Origin of the sequence: Mycobacterium sp. (genome assembly GCF_032162605.1) — a bacterium.
Taxonomy (GTDB): Bacteria; Actinomycetota; Actinomycetes; order Mycobacteriales; family Mycobacteriaceae; genus Mycobacterium.
In genome coordinates this window covers 1-21,691 of the sequence record NZ_JAVROT010000088.1, presented here as the reverse complement: position 1 = coordinate 21,691, position 21,691 = coordinate 1, and the positions used below count along the sequence as shown (strand labels likewise).

Below are 21,691 nucleotides of genomic sequence, written 5' to 3'. Positions count from 1 at the left end.
CGAATTAGGCGAGCGCAGGGCTCGTGGCGAGGTTTTTGCTTTGGTGATCGCCGAGGTAGACGACGAGGTCCTCGTACTTCTCGCGCAGGTAGCGCTTGAGCGACTTACCAGTGACGCCGAGTGGGAAGTCGCCGTCGGCGTTCGCGACCTCGACCATGGCCAATTCCGGCTTCCCGGTCGCGCGCAACGCATCATTGGCCGCTGACAGCACCTTTTCCGGGTCGATGTCCGCTCCAGTCACCACGGCGACGGCCACCGTCTCGTTTCGATATCCGCCGGCGACGACCGTGCAGTCCTCGACGCCGACGACCTCGTTGAGGACCAGCTCCTCCATCTGCACCGAGTAGCCGGGCCCCTGCGCGGTGTGCACCACGTCGACCGCGCGGTCGACCTGGTAGAAGTAGCCGTCGTCGTCGCGAAAGGCGACGTCGCCGGTCAGCCAGTAACCGGCGAGGATGCTCCGGTAATAGGTCTCCTGGTTGCCCCAGTACCCCACGGTCATGGACGGTGGTTTCGCCCCGAGGAACCCGCACTCGTACGGTGCGGCGAGAGTGCCGTTCGGCCGAAGGATGGCGACCTCTGCGAAGCCGACCGAGCGGCCGACGCAGCGGTCGTTGCGCTGGGTCGCCAGGGTGCGTGGATGCATCAAGACGCCCCATCCCAGCTCGGTGGTGCCAAGGCGGTCGAGGAAGGCAGCTGGTGGGAGGTCTGCAGAGCGGCGCGCGAGGACGTTCTTCAGGTGCCGCTCGTGCACGGCATCCCCCATGGAGACCCAGATGTTCACTGAGTCGAGGGCGCCGGTAGGAGTCTCCAGCGCGGCGAGCTCGGGGTAGGCATGGCCGAAGGCCATCACCATCGTCGGCTGGTGCTCCGGGATGGCCGCCGCCAGCTCCTCGCCGGTGACATCCCGCCAGGCCAGCAACGGCTGTCCGGTCAGGACCGCGTAGGAGGTGAACGAGATGGTGCCCTGATGCGACTGCGGAAGCGCGGTCATGATCAGTGCGTCGGGTTCCTCCTTGTAGTCGACGGCACGGAACTTGGGACCCTCCAGAATCGTGCGGTGGGTGTGGATGACCGGCTTGGGCAGGCCCGTCGTGCCCGACGAGTGCATCATTCCCACCGGGTCCTCGGGATGATGCCTAAACCGTGCCTCGTCGCTCAGCGTCGCCGAAGCCGGACTCGGCATCTCTTCGATGGTCCTGATCCACCGCAGCGCCAGCTTGTCCAGATCGGGCCCGATCCGGTCCAATCGCTCCAGATCGGTGTACAGGCCGATCGCGCCGGTCCGCTCGCACAACGCGATCGCACTCTCCCGCGGCGCCTTCCAGTTGATGAGCACGGCGATGGCGCCGAGCTGGGCGATGGCCGAGTAGTGCACGAAATATGCGATGGAGTCGGGCAGAAAGATCGCGACCCGGTCTTTCGGCCGCACGCCTTGCGCCTGGTACCACACCGACCAGCTCTGGACCAGGTGGTCGAGGTCGCGGAGGCTGAACTCGGTCCGCGTCTCACCGTCGGTGTAGGGCACCGGAGTCAGCGAGTGGATGAACGGCTCATCCGGATACGGGTTGATGGCGAGCATCGAGTGCAGCAGGTTGCCGCCGCCGATGCCGGAGTCCGCGGCCACCTTGGCCCTCAGTTCCGGGGTCAGGACCGTCTTGTGTGTGTACGGGGTCATGACTGAAATGGTGGTGATCGCGACGTGCTCGCGTAATCGCCGGGAAGCCAGATTCCACGTGTCGATGGGAAGGTTTTCCTATCCGTGGGGTAAGCACCGGGCTCGTTCGATGTGCTGCGGCTGCCTCAGGTTCGGCACTGAACATCCTGCGGCACAACCGAATTAGCGACTGTCATCACCGCGGCCGGGTCGACGGCATAGCGTGGCGGTCATGGGGCACAGTGCGGGCTTGCACCTGTGGGTGGACGCCACCGCGGGCATCGCGGGTGACATGTTGATGGGCGCATTGATCGACGCCGGCGCCCCGCTCGACCGGGTCGAATCCGCAGTGTCCGCCGTCGTGCCCGGCGAGGTCGCACTACGAACGAGCACAGTGCACCGAGCCGGCCTGCGCGCGTTGAAGATTGACGTCGAGAGTCGTGCCGAGGATCATCCGCACCGCTCGTGGGCACGCATCCGTTCGATGCTCGAAGACGCTGAGCTGCCCAGCGCGGTGCGCACCACCGCGCTCGCGGCGTTCGCACGGCTTGCCGACGCGGAGGGGCGGGTGCACGGAGTCGCACCCGATGACGTGCATTTCCACGAGGTGGGTTCGTGGGACTCGATTGCCGACATCGTCGGCGTGTGCGCCGCGCTGGCCGAGCTCGCTGTCACACGGGTGACGGCCAGCCCGGTAGCGGTGGGCTCCGGGCGGGTCGGCTCAGCCCACGGCGATCTGCCGGTGCCACCACCCGCGGTTCTCGAGCTCGCCAGAGGCTGGCGTGTCCTCGCGGGTGGCGAGGGCGAGCTCGCCACGCCTACCGGCATGGCTCTGATCCGTGCACTGGCAAACGAGTGCGGGTCGATTGGACCGATGGAGATCACCGCGGTGGGAGTGGGCGCGGGTGGGCGTGACGTCCCGGGGCGGGCCAACGTGGTCCGCGTGGCCCTCGGCATTCCCATCGCCGATGTGCCGACGGCCGACGGCATGTGGGTACTGGAGACAAACGTCGACGACCTGGATCCGCGGGTATGGCCGACGGTGCTGGCCGCACTGCTCGAGTCGGGAGCCGCCGACGCGTGGCTGGTGCCGATCGTGATGAAGAAGGGTCGGCCAGCGCACACGCTATGCGTGCTCGCCCGGGACGCCGAGCGGGCAGAACTGCGCGACAACGTCTTTGCGTTGACTTCGACGATCGGCGTACGGGAGTATCCGGTGTCCCGCGTGGCCCTGGACCGAGGCTGGCGGGCCGTCGCGCTGCGCGGCGGCGAGGTGCGGATCAAGGTGGCGGTGCGGGCCGGACGCATCGTGCACGCAACCCCGGAGTTCGACGACGCCGCGGCCGTGGCCCGGGCCCGCGACTTACCGGTGCGGCAGGTGCTCGACGAGGCGATCGCGGCCGCCGACGCCGCGATGCTCCGTCCCGGCGCGCCATGGTCGGGCGAGCCTCGCGATCAGGATGGTGCAGCTATCTGAGCGGCAAGGTGGCCTGCGCCGTAACCGTTGTCGATGTTCACCACGGCTACCCCGGGCGCGCAACTGTTGAGCATCGTCAACAGTGGCGCCAGGCCCTCGAACGCCGCGCCGTACCCGGTCGACGTCGGCACCGCCACCACCGGCGCCGCGACCAGTCCGGCGACCACCCCGGGCAGTGCTCCGTCCATACCCGCCACCACGACGATCACCCTGGCCGAACGGAGCGCGTCAAGCCTCCGCAGCACTCTGTGCAGGCCGGCGACGCCGACGTCCATGATCAGATCGGCGCTGCGGCCCAGGTGCCGGGCGGTGAGCAGGGCCTCCCGCGCGACGGGATGGTCGGCCGTGCCCGCAGCCACGACGAGGACCTGCCCACCGACCGGATCCGGCGGGTCGGGCGGCCACGCCAGCAGCCCGCTGGCTGCGTCGTGGAAGGCGTCGGGCAGCTCGCCGAGAATCGCTGCGGCCTGCTCCGGGCTCGCCCGGGTGAACAACGTGCGCGCTCGGTGGCCGCGCAGCGCACCGGCGATGAGCCGGACCTGCTCGGCCGTCTTGCCCCGGCAGTACACCGCCTCCGGATAACCGCGTCGGGCTGCACGGTCGACATCGAGGTCGGCGAAGGCGGTCAGCGCCTCGTCGGGCTTCCAACGGTCATCGGGCTCTGAGGACCTGGTCATGGTTCCGCCTTCAGCTGTGCGGGGCACCGGTGTCTCGCTGACGATCTCACGAAGTGACCGCGGTGTCACCGATGGGAGGCGCGAGTGTGGGAGAGCGGTATGTCCCCACCCGTCCGGCGCCGGTCAGGCCGAGGCCATTCAAAGCAGCGAGAACCTCGGCAGTGAACCCCGGCAACATCTCCATCGCGGCGTGCGTCGTCCGGTCCAGCTCAATGGCAAATCCATCGCCGAGCAACCGAACTCGGAGATCACGCGGTTGCACGCCGACACCGGCCAGCCGCGCTCGCACCGCGATCTCGGCGCGCTCCACCAGGCCAAGCCGACCGATGGAGACGGGTACTCCCACCGCGATACGCGAGGCCAGGCACGGCGTCGCCGGCTTGTCGGCGACGGGCAACGACCACGCGGCCGCCAGCATCCGGATCTCGCGCTTGCCGAGCCCGGCATCGGCCAGTGGTTCGACCACGTGCAGTTCACGGGCGGCACGCAGACCGGGTCGGTGCACGGCCCGATGGTCGTCGGCATGCGTACCGGTGGCCACGTGCGCGATACCCCGCCGGACCGCGAGTTCGCTGACGGCGCTCAGCACGGTGTGTTTGCAGAAATAGCAGCGGTTGCCCGCATTCGCACGGTAGCCGGGAATCTCGAGCTCGGCGACCCGCACTTCGACCAGCTCCGCGCCCAGATCGGCGGCAACGTGCCGCGCGTCGACGAGTTCGGTGCGGGCGAGGCTGGGCGAGTCGGCGATCACCGCCAGCACCCGGTTCGCCGGCAGCGCCCGCAACGCTGCGGCCAGCACCAGGGTGGAGTCGACACCACCGGAAAACGCGACGGCCACACCGTCGAGTGATCGAAGACGGGCCAGCAGCCGGTCGGCGTTCATGCGGCCCCCACCCCCTCCGCGGCCAGCCGGCTGCGGATGCCACGCACCGCATTTCCGACGATGTCGACGCCCTGTTCGGTGAACAGCGACTCGGGGTGGAACTGCACACCCTCGATCGGCAGTGTCCGGTGCCGAACCCCCATGATCTCGCCTTCCCGCGACCAGGCGGTCGCCACCAGTTCGGCCGGCAGCGTGTCGGCCTCGATCACCAGGGAGTGGTAGCGCGCAACCGTCAGCGGGTTCCGCAGTCCCGCGAAGACGCCCATTCCGTCGTGCCTGATCTCCGAGCACTTACCGTGCATCGGCGCGGCGGCGTGCCGGATCCGGGCGCCGAACGCGGCGCCGATCGCTTGGTGGCCGAGACATACTCCGAAAATCGGGAAGTCGTGGCCCAGCCGCTGGATCAGCTTGATGGAGATGCCTGCATCGGCCGGATCACCGGGACCCGGCGAGATGAGGATCAAGTCGGGAGCAAGGTCGGCCACCCGTTGGACGGTTACCTCGTCGTTGCGGTATACGACACACTCCTCGCCGAGATCTCCCGCGTACTGCACGAGGTTGTATACGAACGAGTCGTAGTTGTCGATGACGCAGATCATGCCGCGGCCCCCTTGATCGTGATCCCAAGGGCCCGGGCACTCGAGCCGAGCTTCGCCAGACATTCGGCGTACTCGGCCGACGGCTCGGAGTCGTGCACGATGCCACCTCCCGCCTGCAGGCGAATTTCTCCGTCGCACAGCACCATGCTGCGAATCGTCAGGTACAAGTCGACGTGGGACAGTCCGAATGACCCGACCGCGCCTGAGTACAGCCAGCGCCGGGTCGGCTCTAGTTCGTCGATGAGCTCCATGGCGCGCACTTTGGGCGTGCCGGTCATGGTGCCCGCCGGGAACGTTGCCCGGATGAGTTCGTCGGTTCGCAGGTCGCCGCGGATCTGGCCGTGCACGTCCGAGGTCAGGTGCATCACGTGGGAGTAGCGCTCCACGTCCATCAGCCGCTCGACGGAGACGCTGCCCGGCCGGCACACCCGGCCCAGATCGTTGCGCGCGAGATCGACGAGCATCCGGTGCTCGGCCAGTTCCTTGGCCGACGAGCGCAGGTCGGCTTCGGCGCGCAGATCGGCGAGGGCGTCGTGGCCGCGAGGTCGGGTTCCGGCGAGCGGACGGATGAGCGCCCGGCCGTCGTGCAGCGTCAAGCACGGTTCCGGTGAGGCGCCGACCGCCTCGAACCGCGGCCCGGCGTACCAGAAGTGGTATGGGGACGGATTGATCGCCGTCAGTCGCTCGAAGACCGCCAGACCGTCCACGGTGGCCGGTGCGGTCCAGGCGATGGACAGCACGAGTTGGAAGACGTCGCCGTCGAGGATGTGGTGCTTTGCGCGGTCGACCGCGGCGGCGTACTCCTCGTAGCTGGCGCCGAACCGGCCGGCACCCACGGCGACGACGCCGAGCGGCGCAACGGTCAGCCCCGCCAACCTCCTCGCGGTCCGCTCGGCCGCGGCGCGTGCGGCGGCGGCTGACGGACCGCGGCCGATCACCTGCCCATACCCGTCAGTGAACTGGACCAGTGTCTCGGGCAGGAAGAACTCGTACACCGGCCGATCGGTCGCCGGGTGACGGCAGGGCAATCGCTCGAAGTCCCGCACCCCGTCATAGCCCAACAGGCCGTACCAGGCCGTCTCGGCAGGCGGGGTGCCCACTGGAACATCCAGCGCGGCAAGAAAATCCACGGCGTCGGCCAGCGGCGCGTGGCCCGCACCCCCCGGATGGGAGAGGACGGCGAGCTCGCCCACCGCCAGAGTTGCGCTGCGACCCTCGGATCCGGCGGTGAGCATGAGCCGACCGGCGGTACGCAACGCGGCGGCCGCCGCCACCGGGTTCATCGGCGTCGCCAGCGGCATGACATGGCGGTACAGCCGCGATCCGGCGGGCAACGCCGAACCGGGCGAGGTGACCGTACTGATCGTCATCCCGCCACACCCGCCAGCCGTGGCGGCACCCGGAACTGGGTGCGCTCATGGTCGCCGACCGGTTTGCCCATCGCGTACCGGAACGCGGCGAGCTGGATCGCGCGTGGTGGGCAACCCTCGATGAAGATGCCGAGATCGCGGCTCTCGTAGAGGCAGTTGCCGACGAGGATCACCGCACCGCGCAGCGGCGGCATCTGCACCTGCGGACCGGAGACGATCGTCATCTCTCCGTCCCAAGCGCACAGCTCATCGGCGAGGGCACGCATGGCCGCGGCCACGAACCGACTGCACGCCGGGCAGGCATGCTCGGCGTAGACGTGGATACCGGCACGCGGCGGAACGATCTCGACCGGCGCCTTGACCATGTCGAAGGCGAGCTCCGTCAGCGCCGTGCCACGCAGGTCGATGTCCTCGAGCGCGAGTGGGCCCATCCCGCGCTGGTGCGCGTCGCGCAGATAGGCGACGCTGCGCGGGTCGAAGCCGGCCAGCACGCCGACCGCGACGTCGAGGGCGACCGCGTTTCGGCTGGCCGCCAGGAAGCCCACCGAGCGCGCTTGCCCGTCCATCGGGTAGTTGCCCTCGATCACCGTGGTTCCGTCGCAGATGACCAGATCCTGCGGGCGCATCAGGTTGAGGTCCACGGTGGACTCGTCGACCCCAGCCATGTGCACGATTCGGGTCGTGTAGCCGGGCAACAACCCGACCAGGTTCTTCATCGCGTTGGAGTAGACGACGCTCGCGTGCGTGCGCAGCTGCGGCACCCCGATGAAGTAGTCGCAGTCTTCGATCATCTCGGGCACCGCGATCGGCACCCGAAGCGACGTCGCGCCCGGAATGTTGGTGATGCGCAACGGCAGGTCATCGAAGCTGACCACGCGAGCGTACTTGGCGGCCTCGTGGTCATTCAAGATCTCGTAGATGGCATGCGTACGCTCCGCTATCACCGGCCGGGCCCCGTGCTCGGCGACCGCGCGAGCAATGGCGGCCAGCAGCGCCGGGCTCACGTGAAATCCAGGGGCGGTCTGGAACATGTTCGGCTTGATGAGCACCTCGGCGCCGGGACGCAGGCCGGCCAGCGGCTCGTCGAGCAGCGCGAGCAGCCGGTGCAACACACCGGGCACCGCGGCGTCATCGGTCGCGGAAGCGAGCGCAACCGCGGGCCGGCCCGATTCAGTCATCGGTGTCCTCCATGGCGATGACCCTGGTGGGAGCCGCCTCGGCGCCGGCCACCTTCATGGGCAGCGCAACGAGCTGAACGACCGACCTGGTGAGCTCGTGCATGTTGGTGACGTACTCCAGCAGCGGGATGCCGGCCGCCAGCAGCGCGTGGTGCACGGGAGACTCGGCGTCGCCGGGCCGCTCGGTGAGGCAGTCCAGACCGAACAGGCTGGCGCCGTTGTCGATGGCCCATTCCGCGGCTGACGGCGTCAGGTAGGGCGGCACGTCCCAGTAGTCGGGGCGGCCCCAGTTGTTCCGCAGGTAGTCGGTGCGAACCAGCAGCCGGTCACCCTCCCGCCACACCGGGCGCAGCGTCCGCTCAAGGTCCTCGCCGGTGACCGGTTCCAGCTCGCCCTTGTCGGACAGGTCGGCGACGCAGGCGCGGCCGATCAGGGTGTGCAGCGGCACCTCGTCAATCCCCTCCGCCCCGGGGAAGAAATGCAGCCGGTACTCCATGTGCGTTCCGTTGTGCGGAAACACGTGCAGATAGGAGAACGTGCGCTTGGTGCCGTAAGGGTCGGTCTCCGGGGTCATCGTGCGCTCGCTGGCGAACTTCGGAAACCAGTCGGCGGGGTAGGACGGCATTCCGTCGTAGAAGCCGTGGGTCAGGTCGACGAATCGGGTCATCGGGCTACTCCTCTTGCTCAGCAGGTCACGAGGCATGTGTTGCGGACCTGGGTGTTGTTGATCATCGTGATGACGGTGCTGCCACCGGGCGGTACCGCCCGCACGCCACCGCCGGCGAGCCCCGCCGGAGTCATGAAGGCGGCCCACAGCGCGTACCACTCGGAGCGGGCACCGGTCTGCGGTTCGATCACCGGCTCCACGTTCGGCTGCACGATCTCCTGTACGAGGCAGCCGGTCTGCGTGCTCGCCGCCAGCGCCTCCCGCCAGGTGCGCGGGTCCACCTCCCGTCCGATCAAGACGCCTTCGCCGCCGAACAGCCCAGTTGGCTTGAACACCAGCTGCTCCCGGCGCTGCATGCACTCGGAGACGAACCGTTCATCCAATTCCGCGCCGCGTCGGCCGAGCATGCGGCTCCACGGCAGCACCCGCTCGATGACCGTCCGCTCCTGCGCCGAGAACACCGAGGTGTCCTCGGCGAACTCGGACAGCATCGCGAGCGTGCCCTTGTTCCCGAACACGTTGGTCGGCGTCCACACCACTACGGTGCCGTTCTCGTGGGCCCGGAAGACCGGCTCCATGAGAGCCTCGCCGTCGGGATGCGCGAGCATCTCCTCGAGCCCGTAATAGCGCACTATCACGTCGATCCCGGTGCCGTGAAGGTACGGTTTGCCGGCGCTGAAGGTCAGGTCGCCGATCTCGCCAACCCGGCACTCGATGCCCTGCTCGATCAGCAGCTCCGCGATCGCCCGTCGCTGGTGTCCGTACACGCCCATCCCGCCGGGTCCCTCCACCACCGCGACCACGGGCTCGCCGGCATCGATGGCTTCACCTGCGTTGCGCAGCGCCGCGGCCAGGTCCCGGCTCGTGTCCAGGTAGCCAAGGCCGTGCTCGGCGGCGAACTCCGCGACGGCTGGGATCCGCAGGTAGGCCTTCGGCAGCGGGCCGACCATGTCCAGGCCGCCGAGCGCGCTGCCGATGTTGAACTCGAGCAGCTTGAATGACGAGCCGTCGTAATAGATATCGGCCCGGCCGTATAGCGGCGGCGGGCCGTCGCCGAGCAGCCGGCGCATCCAGGCGCCGCGCCGGTCGTCGATGCCAAGGGCCGCGCGGAACCGTTCGAAGTCCCCGTCGAAGCAACGCTGCGGGAGTGAGCTGACCAGGTCGAAGATGGTGACGAGATCCCGGCCGAACGCACGGAACTCGGCCTCGTCGACCATGACCGGGCGGGGCAGCAGCCGCGGCCATGCCGCACGCATGGTCTCCGACACATCGAGCTCGGCCAGCGCGTGGCGCAGCCGGCTGCTGGGAGTCGCGCATTCGGCCAGGTAGGCCTCGGTGACGTGGTTCGAACGTGCCGACATGATTGCCTCCAAGATGTGGAAAGTCAGACGGACAGCGGTGCATGGGCGGCGGCACGCGCCGGGCGGCGGGCCAGGATCGCCCGGTATTGCACGAGGATCACGGCGCCGAAGATCAGGTAGATCCCGGCCATCCCCTTGGTGCTCAGCACCGCGCTGAGGCTGATCAGCAACGAGTTGACGACCTGACCAAACCGGATGTGCAGGTAGTACGCAGCCATGTACCGGGGGCGGCCCTGCTCCGGCGCGAGCTCCGCTAGCAGCCCCTGTTGGACTGGCGTGTTCATCAGCTCACCGATGGTCAGGACCACGGCGGCGAGCAGCAGCACCCAGGCGGTGTCGGTGATCGCCAGCACGGCGAAGCCGCCTGCGTACAGGGGGATGCCCGTATAGAGCCGGACCCGGTCGGGCAGCCGCCGCAGCAGCGTGTTGATCTGGAGCGCGAGCAGCACGACCAGGACGGTGTTCACCGCCTTGAGCACGCCGAGCATCTGCACGCCGTCCACGTGGCCGAAGGGGAACACGTGCTGGACTCCGAAGTCGTTCGACAGCCGGATCCCGATGGAGGTGCTCAGCTGCCCTTCGAGGGTCAGCACCAGGGTGGCGACGATGATCAACCGGCGGAATGTCGAGTCGTGCAGCACCACTCGGTATCCCTCGGTGAACTGGGACCACCCGCGGAGCTTGGCGGGTGCGGCGGCCGGGGTCGCCTCCGGCTTCGTCTCAGCGACCAGCAGCACGGTGACGAGGAGTGCGAAGCCCATGCCGATCGCGCCGCCCAGGATCACCGCGCCGAAGTGCGAGCCGTAGAGGAAGCCGCCGAGCAGTGCGCCGCCGCCGAGCGCGAGGTTGATCACCCAGTAGTTGACCGTATAGACGTACTTGCGGTCCTCGGGCGGGGTGACATCGATGATGGTCGAGTCGTTGGCGGGGAGCGCGAGGTTGGTACCGAACTTGACGATGGCGTAGCTGAAGTAAACGGCGAGCGGGCCCCAGTCGGCGAAGTAGGCCACGGACATCAGCACCAGGAAGGCGGTGCCGATGACGTCCCCGACGATGAGGACGGGCCGACGGCCCCAATGCTCCGACAGATGACCGCCGAGCAGCATGCCGAAGACCGCGAACACGGCGAACACCAGGATCAACGCGCCCGTGGTCGCGATCCCCACGCTGGCCGCGAGGTAGATCGCGATGAAGGTGAGGATCATCGCGTCGATCAACTTGTGGACGAACGCCAACCCGATCCTGACCCGGACATTGCGGTGCAGTGCCATGAGCTTCTTCATCGGGCCTGGGCTTCCCTCGTGTGTTTGGGCATGAGGAGAATTGTTGTGATCGAGCAGTTGTTCCGTAATCGCTGGGGAGTCAGATTCCAGTTGTCGATGGGAAAGGTTTTCCTATCCGCGGGGTAAGCCGAAGGGGTCGGCGGCCGGCTGCGATTTCGAAGACGGCCTCGCTGAAGAGGCGAAGGCCAGCCTCGGCCTCGTGGGCCCGGAAGCGGCGGCGGCGGCGATCATCTCGCCGGAGGGCTCGTCGACGACACTCGGATTGTGGCTCGCGGGCTGTCCGCAGGCGCACACTGATGCACGGGCTCTCGGCTCTAGTCGTCCGGTGTCATCGTTCCAATGGAGTCAGGGTGAACGCCTGCGACATGTCGACGGTCACGCCGTTGCAGTCCACCGTCGAAGCCACCTCTCCAGAGAGGGATCCGTCGGCCCGCGGCACGAGGGTCTCGCGAGCAGATCTCGCGGGCACCGTCGCGCCGTTGCAGTCTCCGGTCTGAGGGACTGCGAGACGATTCCACTGCTTGCCGTCGAACATCCAGTCGGAACCGCCCGCTTTGTTGGCGACGTGCGCCACACAGGACAGGAACGCACACGACGACGTGACGTTCCAGATGCTCACCTGGTCCGGCTGACCCGAGATCTTCTGTACGGCGTTGTAGTCGCCAACCCAGAGCGTTGCCCCCTGGGCGACGCCGGCCAGCGCCGTCCCGCCGACGGCGACGGTGAGTGCGCAGAGCACGACGGTCATGCCCTTCTTCAAAACGATGCCGCACGTGTTCATCGGGTCTCCGCTCTCGTTGGGGCGGTTATCACCCTGCTGTCCGTCGACGGCGACGAGTTCACCGGCGCGGTCAAGGTCAAGGTCGGCCCGATCACCGTGTCGTACAAGGGCGAAGCCGCGTTTCAGGAGAAGGACCCTGCTGCCCAGCGGGTGGTACTCAAGGCCAACGGCAAGGAGACGCGCGGCAACGGGAACGCGGCCGCCGTCGTGACGGCACAGTTGAAGGACGAGGGCGACGCCACCACGGTCTTCATCACCACCGACCTGACCATCTCGGGCAAGGCGGCGCAGTTCGGACGGGGCGTGCTGGCCGACGTGTCGACCAACCTGATCGGCCAGTTCGCCAAGAGTCTCGAGGCAGACCTGCTGGGGGGCGCGGCGCCGTCGGCTGCGCCGACGTCCGCGGCAGGCGCCACGGCAGGCGACTCCGGGGACTCCGTTGACCTGCTCAAGGTCGTGGCCCTGCCGCTGGCCAAGCGGGCCGGCCCAGCGTTGGCCGCCGCCGCGGCCGCGGGCCTGATCGGATTCCTGCTGGGGCGCCGCAAGCGCCGGCCGGACGATCTTCACGCCGCCCTGTTGCGGCTGCTGTCATGAAGGCGGCGAGTTTCGCGTACCACCGTCCGGACACCGTCGAGGAGGCGGTGGCACTGCTCGACGAGTACGGGGACGACTCGAAGATACTGGCGGGCGGGCAGAGCCTGGTGCCGTTGCTGGCCATGCGGCTCACCTCCTTCGAGAACCTCGTCGACATCTCGCGGGTGGCGGAACTGCAGAGCATCGACCTCGAGGACGGCGGGGTCCGCATCGGGGCGGCCACTCCCCACGCCTTCGTCGGCATGGGCGACGAAGTCGCGGACTCGGTGCCCCTGCTGACCCTGTCGACGCCGCACATCGGGCACTTCCAGATTCGCACCCGCGGCACCCTCGGCGGTGCGATCGCCCATGCCGACCCGGTCACCGAGTACGCCGCCGTCGCCCTGACTCTCGATGCATCCATGGAGGCCACCTCGTCACGCGGGCGTAGACAGATCTCGGCTTCGGAGTTCTTCTCCGGACTGTGGACCACCTCGCTGGAAGCCGACGAGATTCTGACGTCGGTCCACTTCCCCGTGTGGTCGGGTCGTTGCGGATTCTCCATCCACGAATTCGCCAGGCGGCACGGGGACTTCGCCATCGCGGGCGCCACGGTGGCCCTCGAACTCGACGGCGATGACCACGTCGTCCGCTGTGGCATAGGACTTCTGGGACTCGGGTCCACCCCGAGGCGCGCCACCCTTGCGGAAGACGCCGTCACGGGCCGGGCGATCACCGAGGTCACCGCCGAGGAGATCGGGAAGCTGGCGATGTCCGGACTCGACGACGTCCCCGCCGATCTACGGGGTTCGGCGTCGTATCGCACCCGGGTCGGCGCCGCGATGGTGGCGCGCGCCTGGACGGACGCCACCACGGAGGCCCTCGATGCATGAACTGTCCGTTCAATTGTCGGTCAACGGCCGCGACTACGACGGCGTCGTGGAACCCCGCGTCACACTCGCCGACTTCCTGCGCGAGAACTGCGGACTGACCGGCACTCATCTCGGGTGCGAGCACGGGGCGTGCGGTGCGTGCACGGTCCTGCTGGACGGCCAGGCGGTGCGGTCATGCCTGATCTTTGCGGTCCAGGTGGACGGCCAGGAGGTGACCACGGTCGAGGGGATCGCCGGGGCCGACGGCCAGCTGTCCCCCGTCCAGGCCGCGATGCGCGAATGCCACGGCCTGCAGTGCGGCTTCTGCACACCGGGTTTCGTCACGTCGATCACGGCGATGCTGCGCGACAATCCCCGGCCGACGGACGACGAGATCCGGGAGGGCCTTTCTGGCAACTTCTGCCGTTGCACCGGCTACCAGGGCATCGTCAACGCCGTTCACCTCGCAGCGGAGAAGATGCAGAGCTAAGGCCCTACAGCTTCGATACGACGGACGCGGGTAGAACTGGACGGATGGACATCGGATTCGTCGGGTTGGGAAACATGGGTTCGGGCATGGCCTCGAACCTGCTGAAGGCCGGGCACGCGGTCACCGTGTACAACCGCTCCAAGGACAAGGTCGACGCACTCACCGCGCAAGGGGCACGGCCCGCCCGCACCGTCGCCGAGGCCTGCGGTGGCGAGGCCGTCGTCTCGATGCTGGCCAACGACGATGCCGTCGAGGCGGTGTCATTCGGCGCGGACGGCATCATCGCGAACCTGGCCGACGGTGCGGTGCACGTGTCGTCGTCGACCATCAGCGTCGCGCTCGCCGAGTGCCTGACGGCAGCCCACTCCGGGGCGGGACAGAGCTTCGTCACTGCACCGGTGTTCGGCAGGCCGGAGGCCGCGGCGGCGGCCAAGTTGTTCGTCGTCGTCGCTGGCGCTAGTGCTGCGGTGCAAGGTGTTTCGCCGATATTCGACGCCATTGGACAGCGCACCTTCGTGGTCTCCGATGATCCGACCGCAGCCAGCCTGATCAAGCTCAGCGGCAACTTCCTGATCGCCTCGGTCATCGAATCGCTCGGCGAGGCCATGGCGCTGGTCGGCAAGGCAGGCGTCGAAAAGCAGCAGTTCCTCGAGATCCTCACCTCGACGCTGTTCGGCGCACCGGTGTACCAGACCTACGGCGATCTGATCGCGCGCGAGGAGTTCGAACCCGCAGGATTCGCCGCGCCGCTCGGCTTGAAGGACGTCCAACTGGTGCTGGCCGCGGGCGAGGAACTACGGGTGCCACTGCCCGTCGCGAGCCTCCTGCGCGACCGCTTCCTGACACTGCTCGCCAACGGCGGTGAGCGTCTCGACTGGTCGGCGGTCGGGGCGCTGGCGGCGTGGGAGTCGGGCGGTAGGAACCCGGTCAGCTCTTAGCTGACCACGCCGCGAAGGCCGTCGGCGCCGAATACGGGCTCCAGCATCGCCGAGTAGTCAGGTCCTCGGCGCAGCATTTGACCCCCGTCCACGTTGATGACCTGCCCGGTGATCCAGCTCGCCGCGTCGCTGAGCAGGAACACCGCCGCGTTCGCGATGTCGGCGACCTCGCCGACCCGCGGCAGTGGTGTGCTGACCCGATAGTCCTCGCTGAGCTCCGGCGAATCGATCACCAGCGCAACCAGTTCCGTGCGGATCAAGCCGGGGCGGATCGCGTTGACTCGCACCGAGGAGGCCCCGAGCTCGTCGGCGCCCAGCTGCATGAGGTGGTCGATCGCGGACTTGCTGACGCCGTAGGCGCCGAACCACCGGTGCGTGTTGCTCGCCGCGATCGACGAGATGCCGATGAATGACCCTCCGCCGCCGCGCACCATTTCCCTCGCGCTGTGCTTGAGCACGTACATGCTTCCGTTGACGTTGAGGTCGACGGTCCGCCGCCACGCCTCGGAGTCGACCTGGGTGATCGGGCCGATCGTCTCGGATCCCCCCGCGCAGTGCACTACACCGTTCAGCCGTCCGTGCCATGCCGTGGCGGCCTCCACCATCGGACCGACCTCATCCTCATTGGTGACGTCGGCGGGCTCGTAGATCACCGACCCATCGCCGTCACCGGCCTTCGAATTGAGCTCGTCGGTGACACTGGCCAGTCGCTCGGCGTTGCGGCCGACCAACATTGCATTGCCGCCCGACGCCACGATGGCCGCCGCGACGCCCTTGCCGATGCCGCTGCCACCTCCGGTGACGATGTAGGTCCGATCCTCCAACGAAAGCTGCACCATTGCCCCTCACGAGAGAACTAGAACACGTTCTCGTCATAGAACCACGCTTCTCGTCGGGAGAACACGTGGGGTTGCGGCCGCTGCGATCCACCGGTGATTCGGAGTTTCGCGGCGTACTGTCGGCAAAGCAGTCGGCCCGTGGCGGTAGCGGGCCCACCTAGAGAAGGCATGGCGATGGCAACCGTTCAGATCTCAGCACGACGACTCGTCCTCGCCGGTGGGTTCGCAGTCGCGATCGCCGCAGCGCCCGCAGTCGCCGCGTTCGCCGTTCCGTCGGTCGCGCCGTCGTTCGGGGCATGCCCGAACGGCGAGACCGAGGACATCTACACCAATGCGTGCACCCCGGACATGGTGCCGAACTCGCCGGCGCTGCAACAGACGTCGCCAGGCGGACTGCCCGAGATCAGCGGCATCCCCTGCACCGGCGCGAACTCGGGTCAGTGCATCGGCCTCTCGGAGGAGCAGCAGTCCGAAGGGCCAATCGCGCAACCGAATTCGACCGTCAGCTCGAGCCCGACCGTCACCGGTTCCACCAACTAGCCACCAGCGTGGGCGGCGGCCGCCACGACACGTGGTCAGCGAACTGACGGTATCTGCGCAGAATGCTCGCAGTTTCTCTACAATTCTCGCGACCAGCAGTGCAGGACGACAGAAAGCAAGAGCATGCCGCCTACCGAGTTCTCCGCACGACGGATCATCCTTGCCGGAGGGTTCGCGCTCGCACTCGTCGCTGCTCCTGCGGTGGCCGCATTCGGTCTCCAGCCCGGCGTCCCCGGTTCAGTCGTGGCGGCGTGCGATTCCGGTGAGGACGCGGACCAGTTCACCGGAGAGTGCGTTCCCTTCGCCGTGCCCAACTCGCCCTCGCCATTCACCACCAACGCCGCGAACCCGGACATCCCCGAAATCGACGGCATCCCGTGCACCGGCCACGATTCTGGGGCGTGCATCGGGTTGGCCGAGGACGCACCGCAGTACGTGGCACCCGAGTCGTCCGTCGGTTCCAGCCCGACGGTCACCGGCTCGACGAACTAGGCGAACGCGCCGCGTTCGCTCAGTGAACCGGTGGAACTCGTGCAGATTTCTTGCAGCTTCCATACAATTCACGCGACGAGCCGTCAATAATGTCGGTAACACCACAGAAAGCGTGACCATGGCGCCCCTTGAGTTCTCTGCCAAACGAATCATCCTTGCCGGCGGATTCGCGCTTGCCGTCGCCGCCGCTCCGACGGTGGCCGCGTTCGCAGTCCCCTTCACCGCTCTCGGCGCACCCGCTGCATCGTGCCCCGCAGGCGAGGAGGAAGACCTGTACTCGGGGTCGTGCCTGCCCCACACCGTGCCGAACTCGCCCACCGGAGGCGCGCCGGCGTCGGCATTCGGGACCATCCCCGGCAATCCCGATCTGCCGTCGATCGACGGCATCCCCTGCACGGGCGGGAACAGCGGTCAGTGCATCGGCCTTCAGGAGGACGCTCCGCAGTTCGTGCAGCCTCCGACGAGCATCGACGGCGGCCAGTAACCCCCACGTGCTCTAGGCGGCTCGACGAGTCGCCTAGAGTCGTGTCATGGCTGCTAAACCAGATCCCGCCGAAATCGGTGACGTCGAGCCCTTGGCCGACAGCACCGCCCGCCAAGCCCGACGCGTAGTCGCCGCGTATGCGACCGACGCCGACGAGTGTCGGGTCTTCCTCTCGATGCTCGGCATCGGCCCCGCGAAGCAAGAGGCTTGAGCGCCAACTCCGGAAACTCCGACTTCGTCGCGGAGGGCGAGTCCGACTTCGTCGTCGTCGCCAATCGGTTGCCTATCGACATGGAGCGGCTGCCCGACGGCACGACCACGTACAAGCGCAGCCCCGGCGGCTTGGTGACGGCGCTCGAGCCACTGTTGCGCAGGCGGCGCGGGGCCTGGATCGGCTGGCCCGGCATCACGGACGGCGACGAGGAACCGATCTTCGAGGACGACCTCGAGATGCGGCCGGTGCGGTTGTCGGCCGACGATGTCGCCGAATACTACGAAGGTTTCTCCAACGCCACGCTGTGGCCGCTCTATCACGACGTGATCGTCAAGCCGATCTACCACCGCAGGTGGTGGGACCGCTACGCCGACGTGAACCGACGCTTCGCCGAGGCGACGGCCGCCGCAGCGGCCGAGGGCGCAACGGTGTGGATCCAGGACTACCAGCTGCAGTTGGTTCCCAAGATGTTGCGGATGCTGCGGCCGGACCTGACCATCGGCTTCTTCCTGCACATCCCCTTCCCGCCTGTCGAGCTCTTCATGCAGATGCCGTGGCGCACCGAGATCATCGAAGGGCTCCTCGGTGCCGATCTCGTCGGGTTCCATCTGCCGGGCGGGGCGCAGAACTTCCTCATCCTGGCGCGGCGGCTCATCGGCGCCAACACCTCACGCGCCACGATCGGGGTGCGATCGCGATTCGGTGAGATCCAGGTCGGCTTCCGCACCGTGAAGGTCGGCGCCTTCCCGATCTCCATCGACTCCGCCGAACTCGACACCATGGCCCGCAACCGTTCGATCCGGCAGCGCGCGAAGGAGATTCGCGTCGAGCTGGGTAACCCGCGCAAGGTGCTGCTCGGCGTCGACCGGCTCGACTACACCAAGGGCATCAACGTTCGGTTGGAAGCCTTCTCGGAACTGCTCGACGAGGGCCGCGCCGATCCGGAGGACACCGTGCTGGTGCAGCTCGCGACGCCCAGCCGCGAGCGCGTCGAGAGCTACATTGCGATGCGCGAGGACATCGAGCGCCAGGTCGGCCACATCAACGGCGAGTACGGCAAGGTAGGGCACCCCGTCGTGCACTACCTGCACCAGGCGATACCGCGCGATGACCTGATCGCCTTCTTCGTCGCTGCCGACGTCATGCTGGTGACGCCACTACGGGACGGAATGAACCTGGTGGCCAAGGAGTACGTCGCCTGCCGCAGCGACCTCGGCGGAGCCTTGGTTCTCAGCGAATTCACCGGCGCCGCAGCCGAACTCCGGCAGGCGTACCTCACCAATCCGCATCATCTCGACGGTGTCAAGGACTCCATCGAGGCGGCGCTGGCCCAGTCCACTGACGAGGGACGACGACGGATGCGGGCGATGCGCCGGCAAGTGCTCGCCCACGACGTCGACAGGTGGGCGCGCTCATTCCTCGAGGCGCTGGCCACCACCAAGGGTGCAGACAGCCCTAAATCGGAGTGATGTCCTTGATCCGCCAGTCGCGGCCGACCTTCTCGTAGTCGACGCGCAGTCGACTCCCGTCGTACAGCGGTTGCTTCGTCTTGTCGGTGAGCACGCGGTTCATGAACACCATCACCGAGCCCGAATCGCGGTGCGCATCAAGCATTCCGACGCCGACGACGTTGACCTGGCTGACGATCTGACGCATCCGAGCCTGCGGTATGACGTTCTTGGTGGTGTCGTCCTCGTACTCCCGACGGAAATCTGGAGCCAACAGGTTGTAGGCGTCGGTACGACTCCGCTCGATCGTCTGGTAGTCGAAGCCCAGGATGATGGGGATCTGCTGCGCCGCCAACTGGGGCAGCTCGGCCCTCGCCTGCTGTTCACCGACGCGCTCGACGCGGTTCCAGTACAGGGTGCCACCCATGCCGCCCAACGCGATGAGCGCCGCCGCGAGGACGATGCCGACGAGGACGACCAGCCTGGCGCGCAGGCGACCCATCAGTTGCCTCCGTCGGGGTATTTGAGGTCGTAACCCGTCATGTGCCCGTTGTCGTCCTCATGCACGATCACCCGCAGCCGGTAGGGCTTCGACGGCGAGTTGACGCCGTTGAGGTCGGTCACCGTCACGCGCACGGACACCAGAACGGCGGCGTTGTCCGCGGTGTCGTCGACCTTCTCCAGCGCCGCGCCGTTGATCACGGCCTCGGAGGTGGCGTTCGTGTCCCGGAAGATCGCCTTGAGGTTCTCGACGTTGTTGCCCTGGCTCATCATGTCGCGCAGCGGGCCGCTAATGCCGTTGACGAACCGGTTCACGCTGTCGTCGATGTTGTTCTGGGTGTAGCTGAACATGTTCACCACGGTCTGCGATGCGGTGTCGACGAACTTCTGGTCACGCGCCGCCGCCACCTCGGCGTGCCGCTGCTGGGTGACGAGCAGCGCCACCACCCCGGCCAGCGCCGCCACCAGGACTGCCGTGACCCCCAGTGCGAGGCCGGCGACCAGCGCGCGGTGCGGCTGCCTGCGCGGTGGTGGCCCCACCGGCCTGACGGGCCGCACCCTGACGACCGACGGTGAGTCGACGGTGACGAGCGGAGGGGCTTCAGCGACCGCTCCGGCCGCCGGGCCCGCAGCCCGCGACGCGCGCCTGCGCGCGGTTGCCCTTGTCACCGACTCCGGCGACTCGCTCGTGTTGTCGCCAGAAGTCGTGTCATCGCTAGTCAATTACGCCTGCCTCGGATCCAGCATCAGGTCCACCCAAGTCTCCGCGGTGCTGACCTTGTCCATGCCATCGGCGTAGACGCCCGTTCCCCCGGCGGGGTCGACGAAGACACCGGTCTTCGAATCGTACGTGGCGGCAGCCGGGCCGCTCGCCTGTGGCGGTGCGTCGGCAGGGGGCGCCTCTGCAGGGGGCGGCGCCTCGGCAGGCAGGGGTCCCGGCTCCGGCGGTGCGGGCGCCTCAGGGGGCGTCCTGGCGTACGGCGGCACGATCTGGTCGGGCGGCGCGTAGAACGGCAACGGCGGCGGCGGGCCGTTGTCGTTCGGCGGCACGGGCAGCGGGAAGGGTGCGTTCGGCGCGGGCCCCGGACCCGGCGGGACACCAGGCGGGAGCTGCACAACAGGCGGGCCGGGGTCGTAGTCGGCACCCGGCGGGATGTTCGGGAACTTGTTGGGCGGCGTGATGTTCCGGTCGTTGGTGACCGGCGTGCCGTAGGGCACCGGAGGGCCACGCCACGGGTTGTTGCCGATCGGCACGTACCCGCGGGGATCGCGGCACAGCTGAACGGTCGGTGCCCGCTTGCCGGGGAACTCCATGCACGGGTAGTTGCGCGCGCCGCGCACCACCGACGGATCGTTCTGCGCCGTCTTGCAGTACAGATCCGTTGGCAGGTCACGCAGCGTGGTGTCGGCAGGCGAACGAATCAATGGCGGCGGGATGAAGCCGGTCGAGCACGGCGCCGGGTCGCCGAGGTCGACCTTGAAGTCGAGCTTGCCGCCCTCGTCGGCGGGCACGCCGCCGGCGACCGTCAGCAGCGCCGACATCAGCGCGGGAAAGATCACCAGCGCCTGCTCGATCGACTTGTGGTAGATCACGCCGATCCGGCCGAAGTTGGCCAGGTTGGCGGCCAGCATCGGGAAGTTTGGCCTGATGCCGTCGAACGTGGTGTTGGCCGCCTGCGTCGCACCGGGGACGTTCTGCAGCACCGACCGCAGCTGCGGATCGGCGTGGGCAGCCTCGGTGGTGAACCGCGCCAACCCGTCCGCGAGCGACTTGATGTCGTCCCCGCTCTGGATCTGCGAGTCGAGGAACGGACCGGCCTGGTCGATCAGCTGGGAGATCTGCCCGTAGTTGTGGTTGGCCTCGTCGATGAGCAGCCTGGACGACTGGATGATGCGAGCCAGTTCGGGTCCTGACCCGTTGAACGCCTTGAACGTCTCACGTAGAAGATCCTGCAGCCGGGTGTCACCGACGCTGTTGACCAGCGTCTCCGCCTGGGTAAGCAGGGCGGCGATGTCCTGGCCGACGGCGGTCCGGTCGACTCCGATATTCGAGCCGTCCCGCAGCAGACCCTTCGACGGATCCTTCGGTGGCACCAGATCGATGTACTGCTCGCCGACCGCCGACACGCTCTTGACGGTCGCCGTGACGTTGTCCGGAACCTCCGTGTCGGTGTTGAGCCGCATGCTGGCCACCACACCCTTGTCGTCCAGACCGACCTCTTCGACGCGCCCGATCGTGACGCCGCGGTAGGTCACGTTGGCGTTCTGGTACAGACCGCCACCGGCCTTGAAGTCCGCGGTGACGTGGTAGGCGCCGATGCCGACCGCGGCGGGAAGGTGAAGGTAGAACGCCGAGATGGCGCCGAC

The 21,691-nt window shown here is 67.8% G+C and carries 23 protein-coding genes and 1 pseudogene; 10 read left to right on the top strand and 14 right to left on the bottom strand.

Annotated elements, in window-relative coordinates:
* Nucleotides 1–4: 4 nt before the first annotated feature.
* Nucleotides 5–1,678 carry a class I adenylate-forming enzyme family protein gene (locus QOI01_RS04945; RefSeq protein ID WP_526379074.1) on the bottom strand — a complete coding sequence of 558 codons (1,674 nt, stop codon included), beginning with the start codon at nucleotides 1,676–1,678 and terminating at the stop codon, nucleotides 5–7.
* Between the two features lie 229 nt (nucleotides 1,679–1,907).
* Between QOI01_RS04945 and larC the strand changes: the two genes are divergently transcribed.
* Complete coding sequence (gene larC, locus QOI01_RS04940) at nucleotides 1,908–3,134, top strand: nickel pincer cofactor biosynthesis protein LarC (RefSeq protein WP_526379128.1); 1,227 nt, start codon at nucleotides 1,908–1,910, stop codon at nucleotides 3,132–3,134.
* Here the strand turns inward: larC and larB are convergent.
* The 9 genes from larB to QOI01_RS04895 form a co-directional block, all read right to left on the bottom strand.
* A complete protein-coding gene (larB, locus tag QOI01_RS04935; RefSeq protein ID WP_526379073.1) occupies nucleotides 3,113–3,811 on the bottom strand; it encodes a nickel pincer cofactor biosynthesis protein LarB in 699 nt (232 codons plus the stop codon). The genes larC and larB overlap by 22 nt on opposite strands.
* A gap of 46 nt (nucleotides 3,812–3,857) precedes the next feature.
* Entirely contained in the window at nucleotides 3,858–4,694 is an 837-nt protein-coding gene (larE, locus tag QOI01_RS04930) for an ATP-dependent sacrificial sulfur transferase LarE (RefSeq protein WP_526379072.1), read from the bottom strand.
* Nucleotides 4,691–5,293: an anthranilate synthase component II gene (locus tag QOI01_RS04925; protein WP_526379071.1), complete on the bottom strand. Its 603-nt coding sequence runs from the start codon at nucleotides 5,291–5,293 to the stop codon at nucleotides 4,691–4,693. The genes larE and QOI01_RS04925 overlap by 4 nt, the downstream gene beginning before the upstream one ends.
* Nucleotides 5,290–6,663: an anthranilate synthase component I family protein gene (locus QOI01_RS04920; RefSeq protein ID WP_526379070.1), complete on the bottom strand. Its 1,374-nt coding sequence runs from the start codon at nucleotides 6,661–6,663 to the stop codon at nucleotides 5,290–5,292. Before QOI01_RS04920 ends, QOI01_RS04925 begins: the two co-directional genes overlap by 4 nt.
* Nucleotides 6,660–7,841, bottom strand: coding sequence for a DUF362 domain-containing protein (locus QOI01_RS04915; RefSeq protein ID WP_526379069.1), 1,182 nt, complete (start codon nucleotides 7,839–7,841; stop codon nucleotides 6,660–6,662). The genes QOI01_RS04920 and QOI01_RS04915 overlap by 4 nt, the downstream gene beginning before the upstream one ends.
* On the bottom strand, nucleotides 7,834–8,508 hold the full coding sequence (locus QOI01_RS04910; RefSeq protein ID WP_526379068.1) for a cyclase family protein: 675 nt from the start codon (nucleotides 8,506–8,508) through the stop codon (nucleotides 7,834–7,836). Before QOI01_RS04910 ends, QOI01_RS04915 begins: the two co-directional genes overlap by 8 nt.
* 17 nt (nucleotides 8,509–8,525) lie before the next feature.
* Nucleotides 8,526–9,869: a hypothetical protein gene (locus tag QOI01_RS04905; RefSeq protein WP_526379067.1), complete on the bottom strand. Its 1,344-nt coding sequence runs from the start codon at nucleotides 9,867–9,869 to the stop codon at nucleotides 8,526–8,528.
* 23 nt (nucleotides 9,870–9,892) lie between these two features.
* Nucleotides 9,893–11,152 carry an MFS transporter gene (locus QOI01_RS04900; RefSeq protein WP_526379066.1) on the bottom strand — a complete coding sequence of 420 codons (1,260 nt, stop codon included), beginning with the start codon at nucleotides 11,150–11,152 and terminating at the stop codon, nucleotides 9,893–9,895.
* 328 nt (nucleotides 11,153–11,480) lie between these two features.
* Entirely contained in the window at nucleotides 11,481–11,933 is a 453-nt protein-coding gene (locus tag QOI01_RS04895) for a hypothetical protein (RefSeq protein WP_526379131.1), read from the bottom strand.
* Here QOI01_RS04895 and QOI01_RS04890 point away from each other — a divergent pair.
* The 4 genes and pseudogenes from QOI01_RS04890 to QOI01_RS04875 form a co-directional block, all read left to right on the top strand.
* A pseudogene (locus tag QOI01_RS04890) lies at nucleotides 11,928–12,527 on the top strand (SRPBCC family protein); the annotation flags it as partial. The gene QOI01_RS04895 and the pseudogene QOI01_RS04890 overlap by 6 nt on opposite strands.
* A complete protein-coding gene (locus tag QOI01_RS04885) occupies nucleotides 12,524–13,399 on the top strand; it encodes an FAD binding domain-containing protein (RefSeq protein WP_526379065.1) in 876 nt (291 codons plus the stop codon). The pseudogene QOI01_RS04890 and the gene QOI01_RS04885, both read left to right, overlap by 4 nt.
* A complete protein-coding gene (locus tag QOI01_RS04880) occupies nucleotides 13,392–13,868 on the top strand; it encodes a (2Fe-2S)-binding protein (RefSeq protein WP_526379064.1) in 477 nt (158 codons plus the stop codon). The genes QOI01_RS04885 and QOI01_RS04880 overlap by 8 nt, the downstream gene beginning before the upstream one ends.
* Before the next feature lie 44 nt (nucleotides 13,869–13,912).
* Nucleotides 13,913–14,806: an NAD(P)-dependent oxidoreductase gene (locus QOI01_RS04875; protein ID WP_526379063.1), complete on the top strand. Its 894-nt coding sequence runs from the start codon at nucleotides 13,913–13,915 to the stop codon at nucleotides 14,804–14,806.
* Here QOI01_RS04875 and QOI01_RS04870 read toward each other — a convergent pair.
* A complete protein-coding gene (locus tag QOI01_RS04870; RefSeq protein ID WP_526379062.1) occupies nucleotides 14,803–15,642 on the bottom strand; it encodes an SDR family oxidoreductase in 840 nt (279 codons plus the stop codon). The two genes, QOI01_RS04875 and QOI01_RS04870, sit on opposite strands and share 4 nt — an antisense overlap.
* Before the next feature lie 177 nt (nucleotides 15,643–15,819).
* Between QOI01_RS04870 and QOI01_RS04865 the strand changes: the two genes are divergently transcribed.
* The 5 genes from QOI01_RS04865 (at nucleotide 15,820) to QOI01_RS04845 (ending at nucleotide 18,844) form a co-directional block, all read left to right on the top strand.
* Entirely contained in the window at nucleotides 15,820–16,185 is a 366-nt protein-coding gene (locus tag QOI01_RS04865; protein ID WP_526379061.1) for an intersectin-EH binding protein Ibp1, read from the top strand.
* A 123-nt stretch (nucleotides 16,186–16,308) separates the two neighbouring features.
* Nucleotides 16,309–16,677, top strand: a complete 369-nt coding sequence (locus QOI01_RS04860) for an intersectin-EH binding protein Ibp1 (protein ID WP_526379060.1) — start codon at nucleotides 16,309–16,311, stop codon at nucleotides 16,675–16,677.
* Between the two features lie 118 nt (nucleotides 16,678–16,795).
* Nucleotides 16,796–17,161 carry an intersectin-EH binding protein Ibp1 gene (locus QOI01_RS04855; protein WP_526379127.1) on the top strand — a complete coding sequence of 122 codons (366 nt, stop codon included), beginning with the start codon at nucleotides 16,796–16,798 and terminating at the stop codon, nucleotides 17,159–17,161.
* 46 nt (nucleotides 17,162–17,207) lie between these two features.
* Nucleotides 17,208–17,372: a hypothetical protein gene (locus QOI01_RS04850; protein ID WP_526379059.1), complete on the top strand. Its 165-nt coding sequence runs from the start codon at nucleotides 17,208–17,210 to the stop codon at nucleotides 17,370–17,372.
* On the top strand, nucleotides 17,369–18,844 hold the full coding sequence (locus tag QOI01_RS04845; RefSeq protein WP_526379058.1) for an alpha,alpha-trehalose-phosphate synthase (UDP-forming): 1,476 nt from the start codon (nucleotides 17,369–17,371) through the stop codon (nucleotides 18,842–18,844). The genes QOI01_RS04850 and QOI01_RS04845 overlap by 4 nt, the downstream gene beginning before the upstream one ends.
* Here the strand turns inward: QOI01_RS04845 and QOI01_RS04840 are convergent.
* The 3 genes from QOI01_RS04840 to QOI01_RS04830 all read right to left on the bottom strand — a co-directional run.
* A complete protein-coding gene (locus tag QOI01_RS04840; protein WP_526379057.1) occupies nucleotides 18,831–19,325 on the bottom strand; it encodes a mammalian cell entry protein in 495 nt (164 codons plus the stop codon). The genes QOI01_RS04845 and QOI01_RS04840 overlap by 14 nt on opposite strands.
* Complete coding sequence (locus QOI01_RS04835) at nucleotides 19,325–19,993, bottom strand: Rv1363c family protein (RefSeq protein ID WP_526379056.1); 669 nt, start codon at nucleotides 19,991–19,993, stop codon at nucleotides 19,325–19,327. The genes QOI01_RS04840 and QOI01_RS04835 overlap by 1 nt, the downstream gene beginning before the upstream one ends.
* Before the next feature lie 54 nt (nucleotides 19,994–20,047).
* On the bottom strand, nucleotides 20,048–21,691 hold a 1,644-nt coding region (locus QOI01_RS04830), incomplete at its 5' end, for an MCE family protein (protein ID WP_526379055.1).

Bases quoted from the DNA above. Each gene is read 5' to 3' on its own strand.
- QOI01_RS04905 (WP_526379067.1), bottom strand. From the start codon at position 9,869: ATGTCGGCACGTTCGAACCACGTCACCGAGGCCTACCTGGCCGAATGC.
- QOI01_RS04865 (WP_526379061.1), top strand. From the start codon at position 15,820: ATGGCAACCGTTCAGATCTCAGCACGACGACTCGTCCTCGCCGGTGGG.
- QOI01_RS04850 (WP_526379059.1), top strand. From the start codon at position 17,208: ATGGCTGCTAAACCAGATCCCGCCGAAATCGGTGACGTCGAGCCCTTG.
- QOI01_RS04860 (WP_526379060.1), top strand. From the start codon at position 16,309: ATGCCGCCTACCGAGTTCTCCGCACGACGGATCATCCTTGCCGGAGGG.
- QOI01_RS04875 (WP_526379063.1), top strand. From the start codon at position 13,913: ATGGACATCGGATTCGTCGGGTTGGGAAACATGGGTTCGGGCATGGCC.
- QOI01_RS04840 (WP_526379057.1), bottom strand. From the start codon at position 19,325: ATGGGTCGCCTGCGCGCCAGGCTGGTCGTCCTCGTCGGCATCGTCCTC.
- QOI01_RS04880 (WP_526379064.1), top strand. From the start codon at position 13,392: ATGCATGAACTGTCCGTTCAATTGTCGGTCAACGGCCGCGACTACGAC.
- larE (WP_526379072.1), bottom strand. From the start codon at position 4,694: ATGAACGCCGACCGGCTGCTGGCCCGTCTTCGATCACTCGACGGTGTG.
- QOI01_RS04885 (WP_526379065.1), top strand. From the start codon at position 12,524: ATGAAGGCGGCGAGTTTCGCGTACCACCGTCCGGACACCGTCGAGGAG.
- QOI01_RS04920 (WP_526379070.1), bottom strand. From the start codon at position 6,663: ATGACGATCAGTACGGTCACCTCGCCCGGTTCGGCGTTGCCCGCCGGA.
- QOI01_RS04855 (WP_526379127.1), top strand. From the start codon at position 16,796: ATGGCGCCCCTTGAGTTCTCTGCCAAACGAATCATCCTTGCCGGCGGA.
- QOI01_RS04895 (WP_526379131.1), bottom strand. From the start codon at position 11,933: ATGAACACGTGCGGCATCGTTTTGAAGAAGGGCATGACCGTCGTGCTC.
- QOI01_RS04910 (WP_526379068.1), bottom strand. From the start codon at position 8,508: ATGACCCGATTCGTCGACCTGACCCACGGCTTCTACGACGGAATGCCG.
- QOI01_RS04915 (WP_526379069.1), bottom strand. From the start codon at position 7,841: ATGACTGAATCGGGCCGGCCCGCGGTTGCGCTCGCTTCCGCGACCGAT.
- QOI01_RS04900 (WP_526379066.1), bottom strand. From the start codon at position 11,152: ATGAAGAAGCTCATGGCACTGCACCGCAATGTCCGGGTCAGGATCGGG.
- larB (WP_526379073.1), bottom strand. From the start codon at position 3,811: ATGACCAGGTCCTCAGAGCCCGATGACCGTTGGAAGCCCGACGAGGCG.
- QOI01_RS04925 (WP_526379071.1), bottom strand. From the start codon at position 5,293: ATGATCTGCGTCATCGACAACTACGACTCGTTCGTATACAACCTCGTG.
- QOI01_RS04945 (WP_526379074.1), bottom strand. From the start codon at position 1,678: ATGACCCCGTACACACACAAGACGGTCCTGACCCCGGAACTGAGGGCC.